The following is a 15094-nucleotide window of genomic DNA, read 5'->3' on the forward strand; positions in this document are numbered from 1 at the left end:
CACGCGCCCGTCGTCTCCCTTTTCCCGCCCACGCCCCGTGGGCCGAGCTTGGCCCCTGCGATCACGCCACACACCATGTCCGAGACGAAGAACGCCTACCCCGTCAACCTGCTGGACACGCCCTTCCCCATGCGCGGCGACCTGCCCAAGCGCGAGCCGGGCTGGGTCAAGCAGTGGAACGACGAGGGCCTGTACCAGCGCCTGCGCGACGCACGCCGCGGCGCCCCGCTGTTCGTGCTGCACGACGGCCCGCCCTACGCCAACGGCCAGATCCACATGGGCCACGCCGTCAACAAGGTGCTCAAGGACATGATCGTGAAGAGCCGCCAGCTGGCCGGCTTTGACGCGCAGTACATCCCGGGCTGGGACTGCCACGGCCTGCCGATCGAGAACGCGATCGAGAAGAAGCACGGCCGCCACCTCAGCCGCGACGAGATGCAGGCCAAGAGCCGCGCCTACGCCACCGAGCAGATCGACCAGCAGCGCGCTGACTTCAAGCGCCTGGGCATCCTGGGCGACTGGGAGCGCCCCTACCTCACCATGGCCCCGGCCAACGAGGCCGGCGAAATCCGCGCCTTCAAGCGCGTGATCGAGCGCGGCTTCGTCTACCGGGGCCTCAAGCCCGTGTACTGGTGCTTCGACTGCGGCAGCTCGCTCGCCGAATTCGAGATCGAGTACGCCGACAAGCAGAGCGACACGCTGGACGTGGCCTTCGAGACCGACGACGCCGGCCAGTTGGCCGCCGCCTTCGGCCTGGCCGCCCTGCCGCCCGGCAAAAGCGGCTTCGCCGTCATCTGGACCACCACCGCCTGGACCATCCCGGCCAACCAGGCGCTCAACGCCCACCCCGAGCTCAGCTATGCCTTGGTCGACACGCCCAAGGGCTGCCTGGTGCTGGCCGAAACCCTGGTCGAGAAGTGCCTGGAGCGCTTCGGGCTGGAAGGCACGGTCCTGGCCGTCACCAAGGGGGAACAACTGGGCGGCCTGAACTTCCGCCACCCGCTGTACGAGGCGGACAAGGGCTACCGGCGCCTGTCGCCCGTGTACCTGGCCGACTATGTGAGCGACAGCGACGGCACGGGCATCGTGCACTCCTCGCCCGCCTACGGCCTGGACGACTTCAACTCCTGCATCAGCAACGGCCTCAAGGTCGAGGACGTGCTCAACCCCGTGCAAGGCAACGGCGTCTACGCGGCCGACTTCCCGCTGTTCGGCGGCCAGCACATCTGGAAGGCCGTGCCGCACATCATCGCGGCGCTCAAGGCCGCCGGCCGGCTCATGAGCACCGTGGGCATCACCCACAGCTACCCGCACTGCTGGCGCCACAAGACGCCGGTGATCTACCGCGCCGCCGCGCAGTGGTTCATCCGCATGGACGAGGGCGAGGGCGTGTTCACCAAGGACAAGGCGCCCAAGACCCTGCGCCAGACCGCGCTCGAGGCCATCGACCACACCGGCTTCTACCCCGAGAACGGCCGCGCGCGCCTGCGCGACATGATCGCCAACCGGCCCGACTGGTGCATCTCGCGCCAGCGCAGCTGGGGCGTGCCCATCCCCTTCTTCCTGCACAAGGCCACGGGCGAACTGCACCCGCGCACCATGGAGATCCTCGACCAGGCCGCCGCCATCGTCGAAAAAGGCGGCATCGAGGCCTGGAGCCGCGCCACCACAGAAGAAATCCTGGGGGCCGAGGACGCGCCGCATTACGACAAGAGCAGCGACATCCTCGAGGTCTGGTTCGACTCCGGCTCCACCTTCTGGCACGTGCTCAACGCGAAGGAGGGCAGCCACGCGCACGCCTACCCCAACGGCGCCTGTCACTCGCAGGGCCCCGAGGCCGACCTCTACCTCGAAGGCCACGACCAGCACCGCGGCTGGTTCCACAGCTCGCTGCTGCTGGGCTGCGCCCTGTTCGACCGCGCGCCCTACCGCGGCCTGCTCACGCACGGCTTCACGGTGGACAGCCAGGGCCGCAAGATGAGCAAGTCGCTGGGCAACGGCATCGACCCGCAGGACGTGAACAAGAAGCTGGGCGCCGAGATCATCCGCCTGTGGGTGGCCGCCAGCGACTACTCGGGCGACATCGCGGGCGACGACAAGATCCTCGCGCGCGTCGTCGACGCCTACCGCCGCATCCGCAACACCCTGCGCTTCCTGCTCGCCAACCTGAGCGACTTCGACGCCGCGAAGCACGCCGTGCCGCTGAAGGACCTGCTGGAGATCGACCGCTGGGCCTTGGCGCGCACCGCACAGTTCCAGGCCGAGGTGACCGCGCACTACGACCGCTACGAGTTCCACCCCGTGGTGGCCAAGCTGCAGGTCTTCTGTTCCGAGGACCTGGGCGCCTTCTACCTCGACGTGCTCAAGGACCGGCTCTACACCAGCGCCGCCGGCAGCCACGCCCGCCGCAGCGCGCAGACCGCGCTGCACCTGGTCGCGCACGCCATGCTGCGCTGGATGGCGCCCTTCATGAGCTTCACCGCCGAGGAGGCCTGGCCGGTGCTCGCGGGCGCGGCCAACAAGGGCTCCATCTTCTTCGAGACCTGGGCCGACCTGCCGCCGCCCGAGGAAGGCCTGCTGGCCAAATGGACGCGCCTGTGCGAGATCCGCAACCTCGCCAACAAGGAGATCGAGAACCTGCGCACCCAGGGCGCCGTCGGGTCCTCGCTGCAGGCCCTGCTCAGCATCACCGCGCCGGCCGACGACGCCGCGCTGCTGCGCTCGCTGGGCGACGACCTGCGCTTCGTCACCATCACCTCGGCCGCCGACGTTGTCGACGGCGACGAACTGGCCGTGAAGGTCACCCCGGCCACCGCGCCCAAGTGCGAGCGCTGCTGGCACTACCGCGAGGACGTCGGCCATGACACGGCCCACCCCACGCTCTGCGGCCGCTGCACCAGCAACCTGTTCGGCGCGGGCGAAACCCGCACCGTGGCCTGATGGCACGCGCCAGCCTGCGCGCCATCGCGCCCTGGCTCGGCCTGGCCGCCGTGGCCTTCGCGCTGGACCAGCTCACCAAGTGGCTGATCCTGGCCACGTTCGCGCTGGGCGACAGCGTCGTGGTCACGTCCTTCTTCAACGTGGTGCGGGTGCACAACGAGGGCGCGGCCTTCTCCTTCCTCGCCGGCGCCAGCGGCTGGCAGCGCTGGTTCTTCACCGGCATCGGCGTCGCCGCCTCGGTCTTCATCGTCTGGATGCTGCGCAGCCACCCGGGACAGAAGTTGTTCGCCTTCGCGCTGGCCTGCATCCTGGGCGGCGCCATCGGCAACGTGATCGACCGCCTGGTGCACGGCTACGTGGTGGACTGGCTGGACTTCCACTGGTCCTTCCTCGCCGGCCTGTTCCCGGGCGGGCACTTCCCGTCCTTCAACCTGGCCGACACCTTCATTTCCATCGGCGCGGCCTGCCTGATCCTCGACGAGGTCCTGCGCGTGCGGAAGTCACGCGCCGCCCAGGCCCATTGAGGCCGGCGCTCGCGGCCTCGGCCGCGCGATGACAGAATGCCCGCTCATTCGTCATCCGAGGAGACACCCATGCCCGGCCTGCTGCCCGACGTCGACCCCGACGGCCTGTACGAGTTCTCGGTGGTCTACACCGACCGCGCGCTCAACCACATGTCCAAGCGCTTCCAGGGCGTGATGACCGGCATCTCGTCCCTGCTCAAGCGCGTGTACGGCGCGCACGCCGCCGTGCTGGTGCCCGGCAGCGGCACCTTCGGCATGGAATCGGTGGCGCGCCAGTTCGCGCACGGCAAACACGTGCTGGTCGTCCGCAACGGCTGGTTCAGCTACCGCTGGACCCAGATCTTCGAGATGGGCGCGATCCCCGCGAGCCACACCGTGATGAAGGCGCGCCCGCAGCACAAGGGCCCGCAGGCCCCCTGGGCACCCGCCCCGATCGACGAGGTGGTGGCCACCATCGCGCGCGAAAAGCCCGCGCTGGTGTTCGCCCCGCACGTGGAAACCGCGGCCGGCATGATCCTGCCCGACGGCTACCTGAAGGCCGTGGCCGACGCGGTGCACGCCGTGGGCGGCCTGTTCGTGCTCGACTGCATCGCTTCGGGCGCGATGTGGGTGGACATGAAGGCCACCGGCGTGGACGTGCTGGTCAGCGCGCCGCAGAAGGGCTGGAGCAGCTCGCCCTGCTGCGCGATGGTGATGCTCAGCGAGCGCGCGCGCCACGCGATCGACGCCACGCAGAGCACCAGCTTCGCCATGGACCTGAAGAAGTGGCTGCAGATCATGGAAGCCTACGAGGGCGGCGGCCACGCCTACCACGCCACCCTGCCCACGGACGCGCTGGCGCGTTTGCACGCCACCATGCTGGAGACCGAGGCCTACGGCTTCGCGCGCGTGCGAGACGAGCAGATCGCGCTCGGCCAGGCCGTTCGCCAGCTGGTGGAGCACCACGGCTTTCCCAGCGTGGCGGCCGAGGGCTTCAAGGCCCCGGGCGTGGTGGTGAGCCACACCACCGACGCCGAGGTGCAATCGAGCAAGGCCTTCCTGGCCCTGGGCCTGCAGACCGCCGCCGGCGTCCCGCTGCAGTGCGACGAAGGCCCGGACTTCAAAACCTTCCGCCTTGGCCTGTTCGGCCTGGACAAGTGGCACGACGTGCCGGCCACGGTGGCGCGTCTGGAGGCCGCGCTGGATCGCATCGCGCCTCTGCGCGAGGTGCGCGCGGCCTGAGCGGGTCGCGTCGACACCGTGCCGGCGCGTCTCAGGTGCGCAGCACCTCGCCGCGCATCGAGTAGAGGACGCCCACGACCTCATTGACCTCGGGTACGCCCACGCCCTGGGCCTGCAGGGCGGCCACGATGTCGTCGAGGGCGGCCATGAACTCCTGTTCGCTGATGTTCATTCCGGCGTGGGCGCCGCGCATGTCGCGGCCTTCGTAGGCCTGCGGCCCGCCCGCGCCCATGCAGAAGAACTGCGTGCCCAACTGCTTGAGCCGGGGCAGGTCGCGCCCCTGGAAGCGCGGGCCGATGAGGGGATTGACGGCGTGCCGATCGACGAAGTCGTCCACGATCGCGGCGATCTTCCCGGCACCGCCGAGGCGGTCATACAGCGAAGCGTTCATATCGTTCTCCTCGACGGTTCAGTGAAGGTGGGGCCACCAGGACGCGTACTCGACCATGCCGGCCCAGGCAGCGTCGGGTGCGGCGGCCTGCGCGGCGGGTCGGGCGCTGCCTGTGGGCGTCGTCTTGGGCGTTGCCGTGCTCATGGGCGTTGTCGCGGGCGTGGGACGCTGACTGGCGTCGGGCCACCGCTCGGCGGGCTTGGCGGGCATCGAAGAATCGGAACTCATGGCACCTCCTGTGCAGTGAAAAAAGGGAGTTGCCAGCATGGGCGACCCGGCGTTCCTGGAACGTTCCTGCGCCGGTCTGTCATTGCAGACCGGCGGGGCCCCTCGGACAATGCCCGACATGGAGCCCGACCCCGTCGCCAGGTCCGCCGCCAGCACCCTGTCCATCCGCTTGCTGGGCGGCTTTGGCGTCGCGCTCGGCGACACGAGCCTGTCGGGCGAGCGCTGGGCCAGCTTGCGAGCGATGCACCTGGTGCAGCTGCTGGCGCTCAGCGACGGTCATCGCCTCGCGCGCGAGCAGGTGATCGATCGGCTCTGGCCGCATCTGGAGCCCGACGCGGGGGCCGCCAACCTGCGCAAGGCGGCGCACCATGCTCGCCAGGCGATTGGGCGCCGGGACAGCGTGGTCCTGCAAAGTGGCCAGGTGTTGCTGGGCCCGACACTGGCGCTGCGGGTCGATGCCCTGGACTACGAGCGGCAGGCGCGTGCGGCACTGGCCGCTGGCGATGCACAAGCCTGCGCCGCCGCCGCCAGGCTGTACACGGGCGGCCTGCTACCCGGGGCGCCGTACGACACCTGGCTTGACCCGGCGCGGGAGCGTCTACACGGACTGCAGCTGCAATTGCTGCGCGCCGCCGGTCAATGGGAGGCCCTGACCGAACTCGAGCCCACCGACGAACACGCGCACCGCACCCTGATGGCGGCCGAACTCGAACACGGCAACCGCGCGGCCGCCCTGCGTTGGTATGCGCGGTTGCGCGATGCGCTGCAGGACACGCTCGGCATCGCGCCCGACGCCGCCACCCTGGCCCTGTACCGACGGGCCGCGCAGGGCCTGCCGGCGCGCGAGCCTGTGCTGGTGGGCCGCGAGGCGGTGCGCGTGCGCCTGGACGCCTGGATGGCGCAAACGCCCAGCCAACGCCCTGGCGGCGTGCTGCTGCAGGGACCCGGCGGCATCGGCAAGACGGCACTGGCCCGTGCCCTCGCCGCCGAGCGGGCCGGCGAAGGCTGGGTCGTGGTCAGCGCCAACGCGGCATTGACCGGGCGCCCCTACGGCACGCTCGCCGCGGCGGCCGAGCAACTGCTGCGCGAGCGCCGCTCCCTGCTCGATGCCATCGGCGGCCCGGCACGCGCCGTGCTCACCCTGCTGCTGCCCTGGGCCGGACCAGCCGACGCGCTGCCCGGCCCCTTGAGCCGGCACCAGGTCATCGGCGCGTTGCGGCGGCTGCTGTTGGCCGCCGCGCAAGGTGGCGACGTGCTGCTGCACATCGACGACGCCCACCTGCTCGACGACGCCGAGGCCGATGCGGTGCTGCATCTGGTGACCGACGGCCCGCCGGTGTTCGTCTGGCTGTCCGCCCGGCCGCTGCTGCCCAGCGCGCCGCTGGCGCGGCGGGCCGCCCGCCTGATCGCGCTCGGGCGGCTGCAGCGGCTCGCGCTGGAGCCCCTTGAGGCGCCAGCCCAGCGCCGCCTCCTCGCGGCCGCCGCCGACGGGCCCATCGCCGATGCCTCAATCGACCGCATCGTCGCGCTGGCCGAGGGCAACCCCTTCGTGGCCCTGGAACTGCTGCACTGCGCCCAGCCCGCGCCGGCGCGCCTGCCCGCCAGTGTGGCCGAGGCCATCACGCAGCGCCTGTGCGACGTGCCCGACGCTTCGCTGGACCTCATGAGCCGGCTGGCGCTGGCCGGCGACAGCATCGATGCGGCCACGGCGGTCGCCCTCGCCCCCGCGGGCGAGGCGCAGGCCTTCGCGGTGCTGGACCTCGCTCTGGCGCGGGGTACCCTGGTGGTGGACGACACGCGCTACCGCTTCCGCCATGAACTCGTGCGACAGGCCTTGGTGGACCGCATCGCGCCGCATCGCCGCCTCAAACTGCACCGTGAGATCGCCCAGCGCCTGACCGGGCTGGACCTGCCGCCCGCGCTGGTGGCGCGCCACTGGCTCGCCGGGGGCAGCTTGCGCGAAGCCCAGCCCTGGTTGCTCAAGGCCGCGCAGGCCGCCCTGCGGCTGGCCGCCTTCGGCGACGCGCTGCGCCACCTGGAGCCCGTGCTGGCGCACGACAGCCAGCACGCCCTGGCGCTGCGGCTGCGCGCCGAGGCGCTCGACGCCTTGGGCGATCCGCGGGCGGTGGCTGCATTTCGGGCGGCCGCCGAAGCCGATGGCGGTCCATTGGCCGATGACCTGCGCGCCAAGGCCGCGCTGGCGCAGATCAAACAAGGCGACCCCAAGGGCGGGGTGCAGGCACTGCAAGGGCTGTCGCCCAGCACCGACGAAGGCCGGCTGTGCGAGGCCCTGGCCTACAGTGGCGCTGCCGCGCTGGGGGCGATCGACCCGACCATCGGCAGCGCGAAGTCGGCCGAGGCGAGGCGGCTGGCGCTGGCCTCGGGCGACACCGCCGCCCTGGTCATCGCGTCTTGGGCGCATGCGGCGGCGGCCCATGCGCGCGGCGAACTGGCACAGGCCGTGCGGTTGAACCTGCGCGACACGGCGCAGTTGCCGCACCTGGCGGTGCGGGTGTTCGACGGCCAACTCTGCATGGTGCAGCGCTTTCTCTATGGCGCGCGCCCCTATCCAGAGGTGATCGCCTTCGCGCAGGCACTGGCCGACGAGGCGCGCCACCTGGGCTCGGCGCGCGGCGAAGCGTTTGGCATCACCATCCGGGGCGAGGCCGAATTGCTGTCGGGCGACATCGACGCTGCCGAGCACCACCTGACGCGCGGGCGCGACATGCACCGCGACCTGGGAGCGGCCACCGGCGAATCCTTCGCCTTGCAGCGCCTGGCCGAGGCGGCCATGCACCGGGGGCGCCTGGACCAGGCCCAGGAACGCTTGTCGCTCGCGCTGGACCTGGCGCGCCAGACCGACGTCGGCTTTCACCTGCTCGACCGCATCTACGGCACACGCATCGCCTTGGCCGATCTCGAGGGCGACGCCAGCTGGGCGTTGGAGGACGCGGTCGAGTCTGTGCGTGGACCGCTGGAGACCTGCCCTGGCTGTCGCATCACCTTCGCCGTGCCGGCGGCCATCGCCGCCGCCCGCACGGGCGAACTGGCGCAGGCCGAGCGGTTCGAGGCGCAGAGCGCCTACCTGGCGCAGGTGGTCATGCGCTTGCCGGCCTGGCACGCCGCGCACGCCGAGGTGCAAGGCCATATGGCCTTGGCGCGCGGCCAGGCGCCCGACCTCGCGCGCGCGCGTTTCGCGGCGGCGGCCGCGGGTTTTCGCGACGCGGGCCATGCCCTGGACGCGACCCGCTGCGCCGACAAGCTCGCCGCGCTGCGGCGCTGAGCGCTCAGGGCAGCAGCACCGTGCAGCCCGTCGTCGCGCGGGCTTCCAGGCTCTCGTGGGCCTTCTTCACATCGGTCAGCGCGAAGCGCTGGTCGATGCGGATCTTCACCTGGCCGCTCGCCACCACCTCGAACAGCTCGTCGGCCATCTGCTGCGTGCGCTCGCGGTTGTTGATGTGCGTGAACAAGGTCTGGCGCGTCACGTAGATCGAGCCCTTGGCCGCCAGGATGCCGGGCGCGAACGGCGGCACCGGCCCCGAGGCGTTGCCGAAGCTCACCATCAGGCCGAAGGGCCGCAGGCAGTCCAGCGACTTGTCCCAGGTGTCCTTGCCGACCGAGTCGTACACCACCTTCACGCCCTGCCCGCCGGTGATGGCCTTCACCCGCGCGGCGAAGTCCTCGGTGCGGTAGTTGATCGCGTGCTCGGCGCCGTGCGCCAGCGCCAGCTGGCACTTCTCGGCCGAGCCCGCGGTGGCGATCAGGCGCAGGCCCAGGGCCTTGGCCCACTGGCAGGCGATCAGGCCCACGCCACCGGCCGCGGCGTGGAACAGCACGAAGTCGCCCGCTTCCAGGCCCTCCACCGGCTTGCAGCGGCGCAGCAGGTACTGCGCCGTCAGGCCCTTGAGCATCATGGCCGCGCCGGTTTCGAAGTCAATGGCATCGGGCAGCTTGCACACGTTCATCGCCGGCATCACGCGCGCGTCGCTGTAGCTGCCGGGCGGGTTGGCCGCGTAGGCCGCGCGGTCGCCCACCTTCAGGTGCGTCACACCCTCGCCCACGGCCTCCACCACGCCCGCGCCCTCCATGCCCAGCGACAGCGGCAGGGGGAAGGGGTACAGGCCCGTGCGCTGGTACACGTCGATGAAGTTCAGGCCGATCGCGTGGTGGCGGATGCGGATCTCGCCCGGGCCGGGCTCGCCCACCGCCACGGTGTCGATCACGAGTTGCTCGGGGCCGCCGGTGGCGTGGATGCGGACGGCGCGGCTGCTGGTGCTCATGGGGGTCTCCTCGTTGGGGGTTCGGTCGGGGGCGATGCTGCCACGAATCCCCTCGGCCTCCGCGCCGGCGCGCGGGCGGCCCCGCGCCAGGGCAGGTCTTCGTCCGCTTGCTACAGTCGCGCCCCATGTCCGCTGCATCCAACGGCCGGTTGACGCCGTCCACCGTCGCCCTGCTCGTTCTGCCGCCGCTGTTCTGGGCCGGCAACGCGGTGGTGGGGCGGCTGATGAACCAGACCGTTCCGCCGAGCACGCTCAACTTCATGCGCTGGGCGCTGGCGCTGTTGGTGCTGCTGCCCCTGGCCGCCTGGGTGCTGCGCCCGGGCAGCAGCCTGTGGCCGAACTGGCGGCGCTTCGCGCTGCTCGGCGCGCTGGGCGTGGGCAGCTACAACGCGCTGCAGTACCTCGCGCTGCGCACGTCCACGCCGCTGAACGTGACCCTGGTGGCCGCCAGCATGCCGGTGTGGATGCTGCTCGTGGGGCGGGTGCTCTATGGGGTGCCGGTGTCGCGCCGCGCGGCCGCCGGTGCCGCGCTCTCGCTCTGCGGCGTGGCCGTGGTGCTGTCGGGCGGCAGCCTGGCCCGCTTGCTGGCCGTGCAGCTCGTGCCGGGCGACGGCTGGATCCTGCTGGCCGCGCTGGTCTGGTCCTGGTACAGCTGGCTGCTGGTGCGCCCGCCCGAGGGCGGCGACCCGCCCGACATCAAAGGCGACTGGGCCGCCTTCCTGATGGCCCAGGTGGCCCTGGGCCTGGTCTGGTCGGGCGGCCTGGCGGCGCTCGAATGGGTCTACCTGCCGGCGGCCGATCTGCACATCCGCTGGGGCTGGCCGCTGGTGGCCGCCCTGGCCTACTTCGCCCTGTTCCCCTCGGTGCTGGCCTACCGCTGCTGGGGCGCGGGCGTGGCGCGCGTGGGGCCCGCCATGGCGAGCTTCTTCACCAACCTCACGCCGCTGTTCGCGGCCGTGCTGTCGGCCGCGATGCTGGGCGAGCCACCGCGCTGGCACCACGTACTGGGCTTCGCGCTGATCGTGGGCGGCATCCTGGTGTCGACACCGCGCGCGAAGCGCTGAGCCCGGCGGCGCTCAGAACGTGCCCGGGTAGGCGCCGCCGTCGGCCAGCACGTTCTGGCCCGTGATGTAGCCGGCTTGCGCGCTGCACAGGAAGGCGCAGATCGCCCCGAATTCGGCCGGCTCGCCGAAGCGCTTGGCGGGCACGGCCTGGCGGCGGCCATCGGCGATGGCCTCGTAGCTCTTGCCCTGCTTGTGCGCCAGGCCGCCGAGTGTGGTGCGCAGGCGGTCGGTCTCGAAGGCGCCGGGCAGCAGGTTGTTGATGGTCACGCCGCGCGCGGCGATCTCGCTGCGCGCCAGGCCGGCGACGAAGCCCGTGAGCCCGCTGCGCGCGCCGTTGGACAGGCCCAGCACCTGCAGCGGCGCCTTCACCGCGCCCGAGGTGATGTTGACGATGCGCCCGAAGCCCCGTTCGGCCATGCCGTCCACCGTGGCCTTGATGAGTTCGATCGGTGCGAGCATGTTGGCGTCCAGCGCGGCGATCCAGATGTCGCGGTCCCACTGGCGGAAGTCGCCGGGCGGCGGGCCGCCGGCGTTGGTGACCACGATGTCGAAGGCCTTGCCGGGGCCGCCGGCCACGCCGAAGGCCGCCGCGCGGCCCTCGGGGGTCGTGATGTCGGCCGCCACGGGCAAGGCCGCCACGCCCGGGTGCGCGGCGCGGATGGCCTGGGCTGCGGCCTGCAGCGCCTCGGCGCCGCGCGCCACCATCACCAGGTTCACGCCCTCGGCGGCCAGCGCCTGCGCGCAGCCCAGCCCCAGGCCCTTGCTCGCGCCGCCGACCAGCGCCCATTTGCCTTTGATGCCCAGATCCATGTCGATCAATCTCCCGTGTCGATGGGTTTGGCCGCCGCCCGGGGCGTGCCGAAGCGCGTCACCAGGAACACGCCCGAGAGCACGAGCACCGTGCCCACGACGATCCAGCCGTTGAAAGGTTCGCCCAGAATGAACACGCCCATGAGGATGGTCGACATGGGGCCGAGCATCCCGGTCTGCGCGGCCAGGCCGGGGCCGATGCGCTCGATGGCCATCATCACCATGAGCACCGGCGCGAAGGTGCACAGGGTGGCGTTGAGCAGCGACAGCCAGATGACCTCGGGCGCCACCGTGGCGGCCGACAGCGGGCGCAGCAGCAGAAACTGCGCGATGCACAGCACGCAGGCCACGCTGGTGGCCAGGCCCACCAGGCGCGTGGAGCCCAGGCGCTTGACGAGTTCGCCGCTGTAGACGAGGTAAATGGCGTAGCTGATGGCGCTGGCGAACACCAGGAAGGCGCCCAGGGCGGCATTGGGGCCCTGCTCGCCCAGCTCGTGCCCGAAAACCAGCAGCACGCCGGCGTAGCTCACGGCCATGGCGATGGCCTGCAGCGCGCCGATGCGGCGCCGGTACAGCAACCAGCCGAGCAGCAGCACCAGGGTGGGGTTGAGGTAGAGGATCAGGCGCTCGAGGCTGGCGGTGATGTACTCCAGGCCCCAGAAGTCCAGGAAGCTGGCGAGGTAGTAGCCGGTGAGGCCGAGGCCGAGCACGCCGAGCCAGTCGCGCCGCGTCAGGGGTTCGGGCCGCTTCGCCAGGCCGGGGCGGTGGGTGGACCACCAGGTGAGCGCCAGGAACAGCGGCAGCGCGAACAGCATGCGGTACATGATGAGCGTGACCGCGTCGACGCCGTAGCGGTACGCCAGCTTGACGATGATGGCCTTGCCGCTGAAGGCGATGGAGCCGAGGATGGCGAGGGTGAGGCCGGAGGCCAGGTGGGGGTGGGGGGCGGCGCGCGACATGAAGCCGCCGATTATCGATCCCGGCCCATGGGCGCCGGGGACCGTGGGCTATTGCACCGGCGGCGTGCAGGCCAGCACCTCGTCCAGGGTGGTCAGCCCCTCGGCCACGCGCGCCGCGCCGGCCAGGCGCAGGGGCCGCATGCCGTCCGTGACCGCCTGCACCCGCAGGGCCTCCAGCCGCGGCTCGCGGATGACCTGGTTCTTGAAGGCCTCGCTGACCGTGAGCAGCTCGTACAGGCCCATGCGCCCACGAAAACCGGTCATGCGGCAGTCCACGCAGCCCACCGGCTGGTAGGGCCGGTAGCCGCCCGTGATCTGCCAGGGCTTCACCAGTTCGGCCAGCTGCTCGCGCGCCTGGGCCGCCTCGTCCTTCTCCACCCGCGTCTTGCAGGCGGGACACAGGGTGCGCACCAGGCGCTGGGCCAGCACGCCCAGCACCGTGGCGTTGATGAGGTAGGGCGGAATGCCCAGTTCCATCAGGCGCATCACCGCCGAGGGCGCGTCGTTGGTGTGCAGCGTGGAGAACACCAAGTGGCCGGTGAGCGCCGCCTGCACCGCCATCTCGGCGGTGGCCAGGTCGCGGATCTCGCCCACCATGATGATGTCCGGGTCCTGCCGCATCAGCGCGCGCAGGCCCTGGGCGAAATCCAGGTCCAGGTGCGGCTGCACCTGCGTCTGGTTGAAGGCCGGCTCGATCATCTCGATCGGGTCCTCCACCGTGCTCACGTTCACCTCTTCCGTGGCCAGGCGCTTGAGCGTGGCGTACAGCGTGGTGGTTTTGCCCGAGCCCGTGGGCCCCGTCACCAGCACGATGCCGTGCGGCCGGCGCGTGAGGCCTTCCCAGCGCGTGGCGTCGTGCGCGCTGAAGCCCAGCGCCGCCAGGTCCTTCACCGTCGACTCGGGGTCGAAGATGCGCATCACCAGCTTCTCGCCGAAGGCCGTGGGCAGGGTGGACAGGCGCATCTCCACCTCGTCGCCCTTGGCCCCGCCCATGCCGGGCTTGAGCGTCTTGATGCGGCCGTCCTGCGGCCGGCGGCGCTCCACCACGTCCATGCGGCCCAGCAGCTTGATGCGCGCGGTCATCGCGTTCATCACGCCCAGCGGCAGCTGGTACACCGGGTGCAGCACGCCGTCGATGCGGAAGCGGATCACGCCCTGTTCGCGGCGCGGCTCCAGGTGGATGTCGCTGGCGCGCTGGTCGAAGGCGTACTGCCAGAGCCAGTCCACCACCTGCACCACGCCTTGGTCATTGGCGTCGATCTGCTTGTTGCCTTTGCCCAGCTCCACCAGCTGCTCGAAGCTCTGGAAGCCCGCGGCGCCGCCGGTCTTGCTGGCCGCGCGCACCGACTTGGCGAGCGCGAAGAACTCGGCCGTGTAGCGCGTGATCTCGGCCGGGCTGGAGAGCACCAGGCGCACGGTCTTGCGCGTCTGGCGCTCGACCTCGCCCACCCAGTCGGTGATGAAGGGCTCGGCCGTGGCCACCACCACCTCGGCCGGCCCCACCTGCACGGGCAGCACCTTGTGGCGCTCGGCGTAGGCCGCGCTCATCACGTCGGCCACCTTGCCCACCTCCACCTTCAGCGGGTCGATGCGCAGGTAGGTGAGGCCGCAGCGCTGCGCCAGCCATTGGGTGAGGGCCTCGGCGTCGAGCACATGGCCGTCGGCCGCGCGCGCCATGCCCACCACGGCCAGGCGCTGCAGGGGGTGCTGCGCGCTGTGGGCGGACGAGATGCGCGCCTCGGTGCGGCGCGCCTCGTCTTCGCCGATGACACCGTCCTCCTTCAGCCAGCGCAGCACCAGCCGCCAGTCGAGCGGGCCGTTGGGGGCGGTGGTCGCGGCGGCGGCAGCGGAGGCGGTCTTCATGCTTATTCGCGAACGGGTTTGAACAGGCGCATCCACTTGACGGCGGGCAGGCCCCAGCGCTGCTGCACGGCCTCGGCGCGCGCCAGCAGTTCGAGCCGCGAAGGGCGCGAGGCGTGGCGTTGGGCCAGCACCACCGTGTTGCCTTCGCGCGTGGGCCGGAAGGCCCAGACCGCGTCTTCGCCGAAGGCCTCGGCCAGGCTGGCCAGCGAGCGCGCGTAGCTCGAGTCGCGACCGAACAGGTTGACCGTGAGGCAGCCCTCGTCGCTGAGCGCGTCGCGGCAGTCGGCGTAGAAGCCGGCCGAGTCGAGCACGGGGGCGGCGGCCTCGTGGTCGTACAGGTCGACCTGCAGCGCGTCGTAGCGCGCGCGGTGCTCGTCGCGGCGGATCAGCTCGCCGGCGTCGCCCATCAGCACGCGCAGGCGCGCGCCGTCGGGCGGAAGCTTGAACCAGCGGCGGCACACCGCCACCACCTGGGGGTTGATCTCGATCGCGGTGGTGTCCATGCGCAGCCGCTTGTGGCTGAACTTGGTGAGCGCGGCCGAGCCCAGGCCGAGCTGCAGCGCGCGGCGGTGCGCCACCGAGTCGGGCTCGACGAACAGCAGCCAGGCCATCATGCGCTGCACGTATTCCAGCTCGATGTCGAAGGGCGCGTCGAGCAGCATGGAGCCCTGGACCCATTCGGTGCCCAGGTGCAGGAAACGGACCTCGCCGTCTTCGGAGATGTTGACTTCGGGCAGGGGATTCGTGTTTTTCATCGGTGCGCAGCGCTACCTTCGGGACCGCGGCCTGGCCGCGAGGGAACCATCAACCACCG

General features: G+C 71.3%; 12 protein-coding genes. 5 read left to right on the forward strand and 7 right to left on the reverse strand.

Going from position 1 to position 15094, the window contains the following annotated elements; translation table 11 throughout:
• Nucleotides 1-75: 75 nt before the first annotated feature.
• The 3 genes from ileS to BHU06_RS18185 all read left to right on the forward strand — a co-directional run bounded on the left by ileS (nucleotide 76) and on the right by BHU06_RS18185 (nucleotide 4685).
• Nucleotides 76-2940, forward strand: a complete 2865-nt coding sequence (gene ileS / locus BHU06_RS18175) for an isoleucine--tRNA ligase (RefSeq protein WP_070400621.1) — start codon at nucleotides 76-78, stop codon at nucleotides 2938-2940.
• Nucleotides 2940-3464, forward strand: a complete 525-nt coding sequence (lspA, locus tag BHU06_RS18180; RefSeq protein ID WP_070400622.1) for a signal peptidase II — start codon at nucleotides 2940-2942, stop codon at nucleotides 3462-3464. Before ileS ends, lspA begins: the two co-directional genes overlap by 1 nt.
• Nucleotides 3465-3533: 69 nt before the next feature.
• A complete protein-coding gene (locus BHU06_RS18185) occupies nucleotides 3534-4685 on the forward strand; it encodes an aminotransferase class V-fold PLP-dependent enzyme (RefSeq protein ID WP_070400623.1) in 1152 nt (383 codons plus the stop codon).
• Nucleotides 4686-4716: 31 nt separating this feature from the next.
• Here the strand turns inward: BHU06_RS18185 and BHU06_RS18190 are convergent, their stop codons facing one another.
• Nucleotides 4717-5076: a group 1 truncated hemoglobin gene (locus BHU06_RS18190; RefSeq protein WP_070400624.1), complete on the reverse strand. Its 360-nt coding sequence runs from the start codon at nucleotides 5074-5076 to the stop codon at nucleotides 4717-4719.
• 18 nt (nucleotides 5077-5094) lie between these two features.
• Nucleotides 5095-5304, reverse strand: a complete 210-nt coding sequence (locus BHU06_RS22600) for a hypothetical protein (RefSeq protein ID WP_139147109.1) — start codon at nucleotides 5302-5304, stop codon at nucleotides 5095-5097.
• 118 nt (nucleotides 5305-5422) lie between these two features.
• Here BHU06_RS22600 and BHU06_RS18195 point away from each other — a divergent pair, with 118 nt between their 5' ends.
• The gene (locus BHU06_RS18195) at nucleotides 5423-8587 is read left to right on the forward strand and encodes an AAA family ATPase (RefSeq protein WP_217494355.1); all 3165 of its coding nucleotides are present in this window, start codon (nucleotides 5423-5425) and stop codon (nucleotides 8585-8587) included.
• Nucleotides 8588-8591: 4 nt separating this feature from the next.
• On the opposite strand, the gene BHU06_RS18200 is transcribed toward BHU06_RS18195, so the two are convergent.
• On the reverse strand, nucleotides 8592-9584 hold the full coding sequence (locus BHU06_RS18200) for a quinone oxidoreductase (protein WP_070400625.1): 993 nt from the start codon (nucleotides 9582-9584) through the stop codon (nucleotides 8592-8594).
• Between the two features lie 125 nt (nucleotides 9585-9709).
• Here BHU06_RS18200 and BHU06_RS18205 point away from each other — a divergent pair, with 125 nt between their 5' ends.
• Nucleotides 9710-10648 carry a DMT family transporter gene (locus tag BHU06_RS18205; protein ID WP_070400626.1) on the forward strand — a complete coding sequence of 313 codons (939 nt, stop codon included), beginning with the start codon at nucleotides 9710-9712 and terminating at the stop codon, nucleotides 10646-10648.
• Between the two features lie 12 nt (nucleotides 10649-10660).
• Here the strand turns inward: BHU06_RS18205 and BHU06_RS18210 are convergent, their stop codons facing one another.
• The 4 genes from BHU06_RS18210 to BHU06_RS18225 are packed head-to-tail and all read right to left on the reverse strand — an operon-like array spanning nucleotide 10661 to nucleotide 15035.
• Nucleotides 10661-11458 carry an SDR family oxidoreductase gene (locus BHU06_RS18210; protein WP_070400677.1) on the reverse strand — a complete coding sequence of 266 codons (798 nt, stop codon included), beginning with the start codon at nucleotides 11456-11458 and terminating at the stop codon, nucleotides 10661-10663.
• Between the two features lie 5 nt (nucleotides 11459-11463).
• A complete protein-coding gene (locus tag BHU06_RS18215) occupies nucleotides 11464-12417 on the reverse strand; it encodes a DMT family transporter (protein WP_070400627.1) in 954 nt (317 codons plus the stop codon).
• Nucleotides 12418-12465: 48 nt separating this feature from the next.
• Nucleotides 12466-14280 carry a GspE/PulE family protein gene (locus tag BHU06_RS18220; protein ID WP_070400628.1) on the reverse strand — a complete coding sequence of 605 codons (1815 nt, stop codon included), beginning with the start codon at nucleotides 14278-14280 and terminating at the stop codon, nucleotides 12466-12468.
• Nucleotides 14281-14282: 2 nt separating this feature from the next.
• Nucleotides 14283-15035 carry a spermidine synthase gene (locus BHU06_RS18225; protein WP_070400629.1) on the reverse strand — a complete coding sequence of 251 codons (753 nt, stop codon included), beginning with the start codon at nucleotides 15033-15035 and terminating at the stop codon, nucleotides 14283-14285.
• Nucleotides 15036-15094 lie beyond the last annotated feature (59 nt).

Source organism: Hydrogenophaga sp. PML113 (genome assembly GCF_001777155.1).
GTDB classification, from domain to species: domain Bacteria; phylum Pseudomonadota; class Gammaproteobacteria; order Burkholderiales; family Burkholderiaceae_C; genus Hydrogenophaga; species Hydrogenophaga borbori.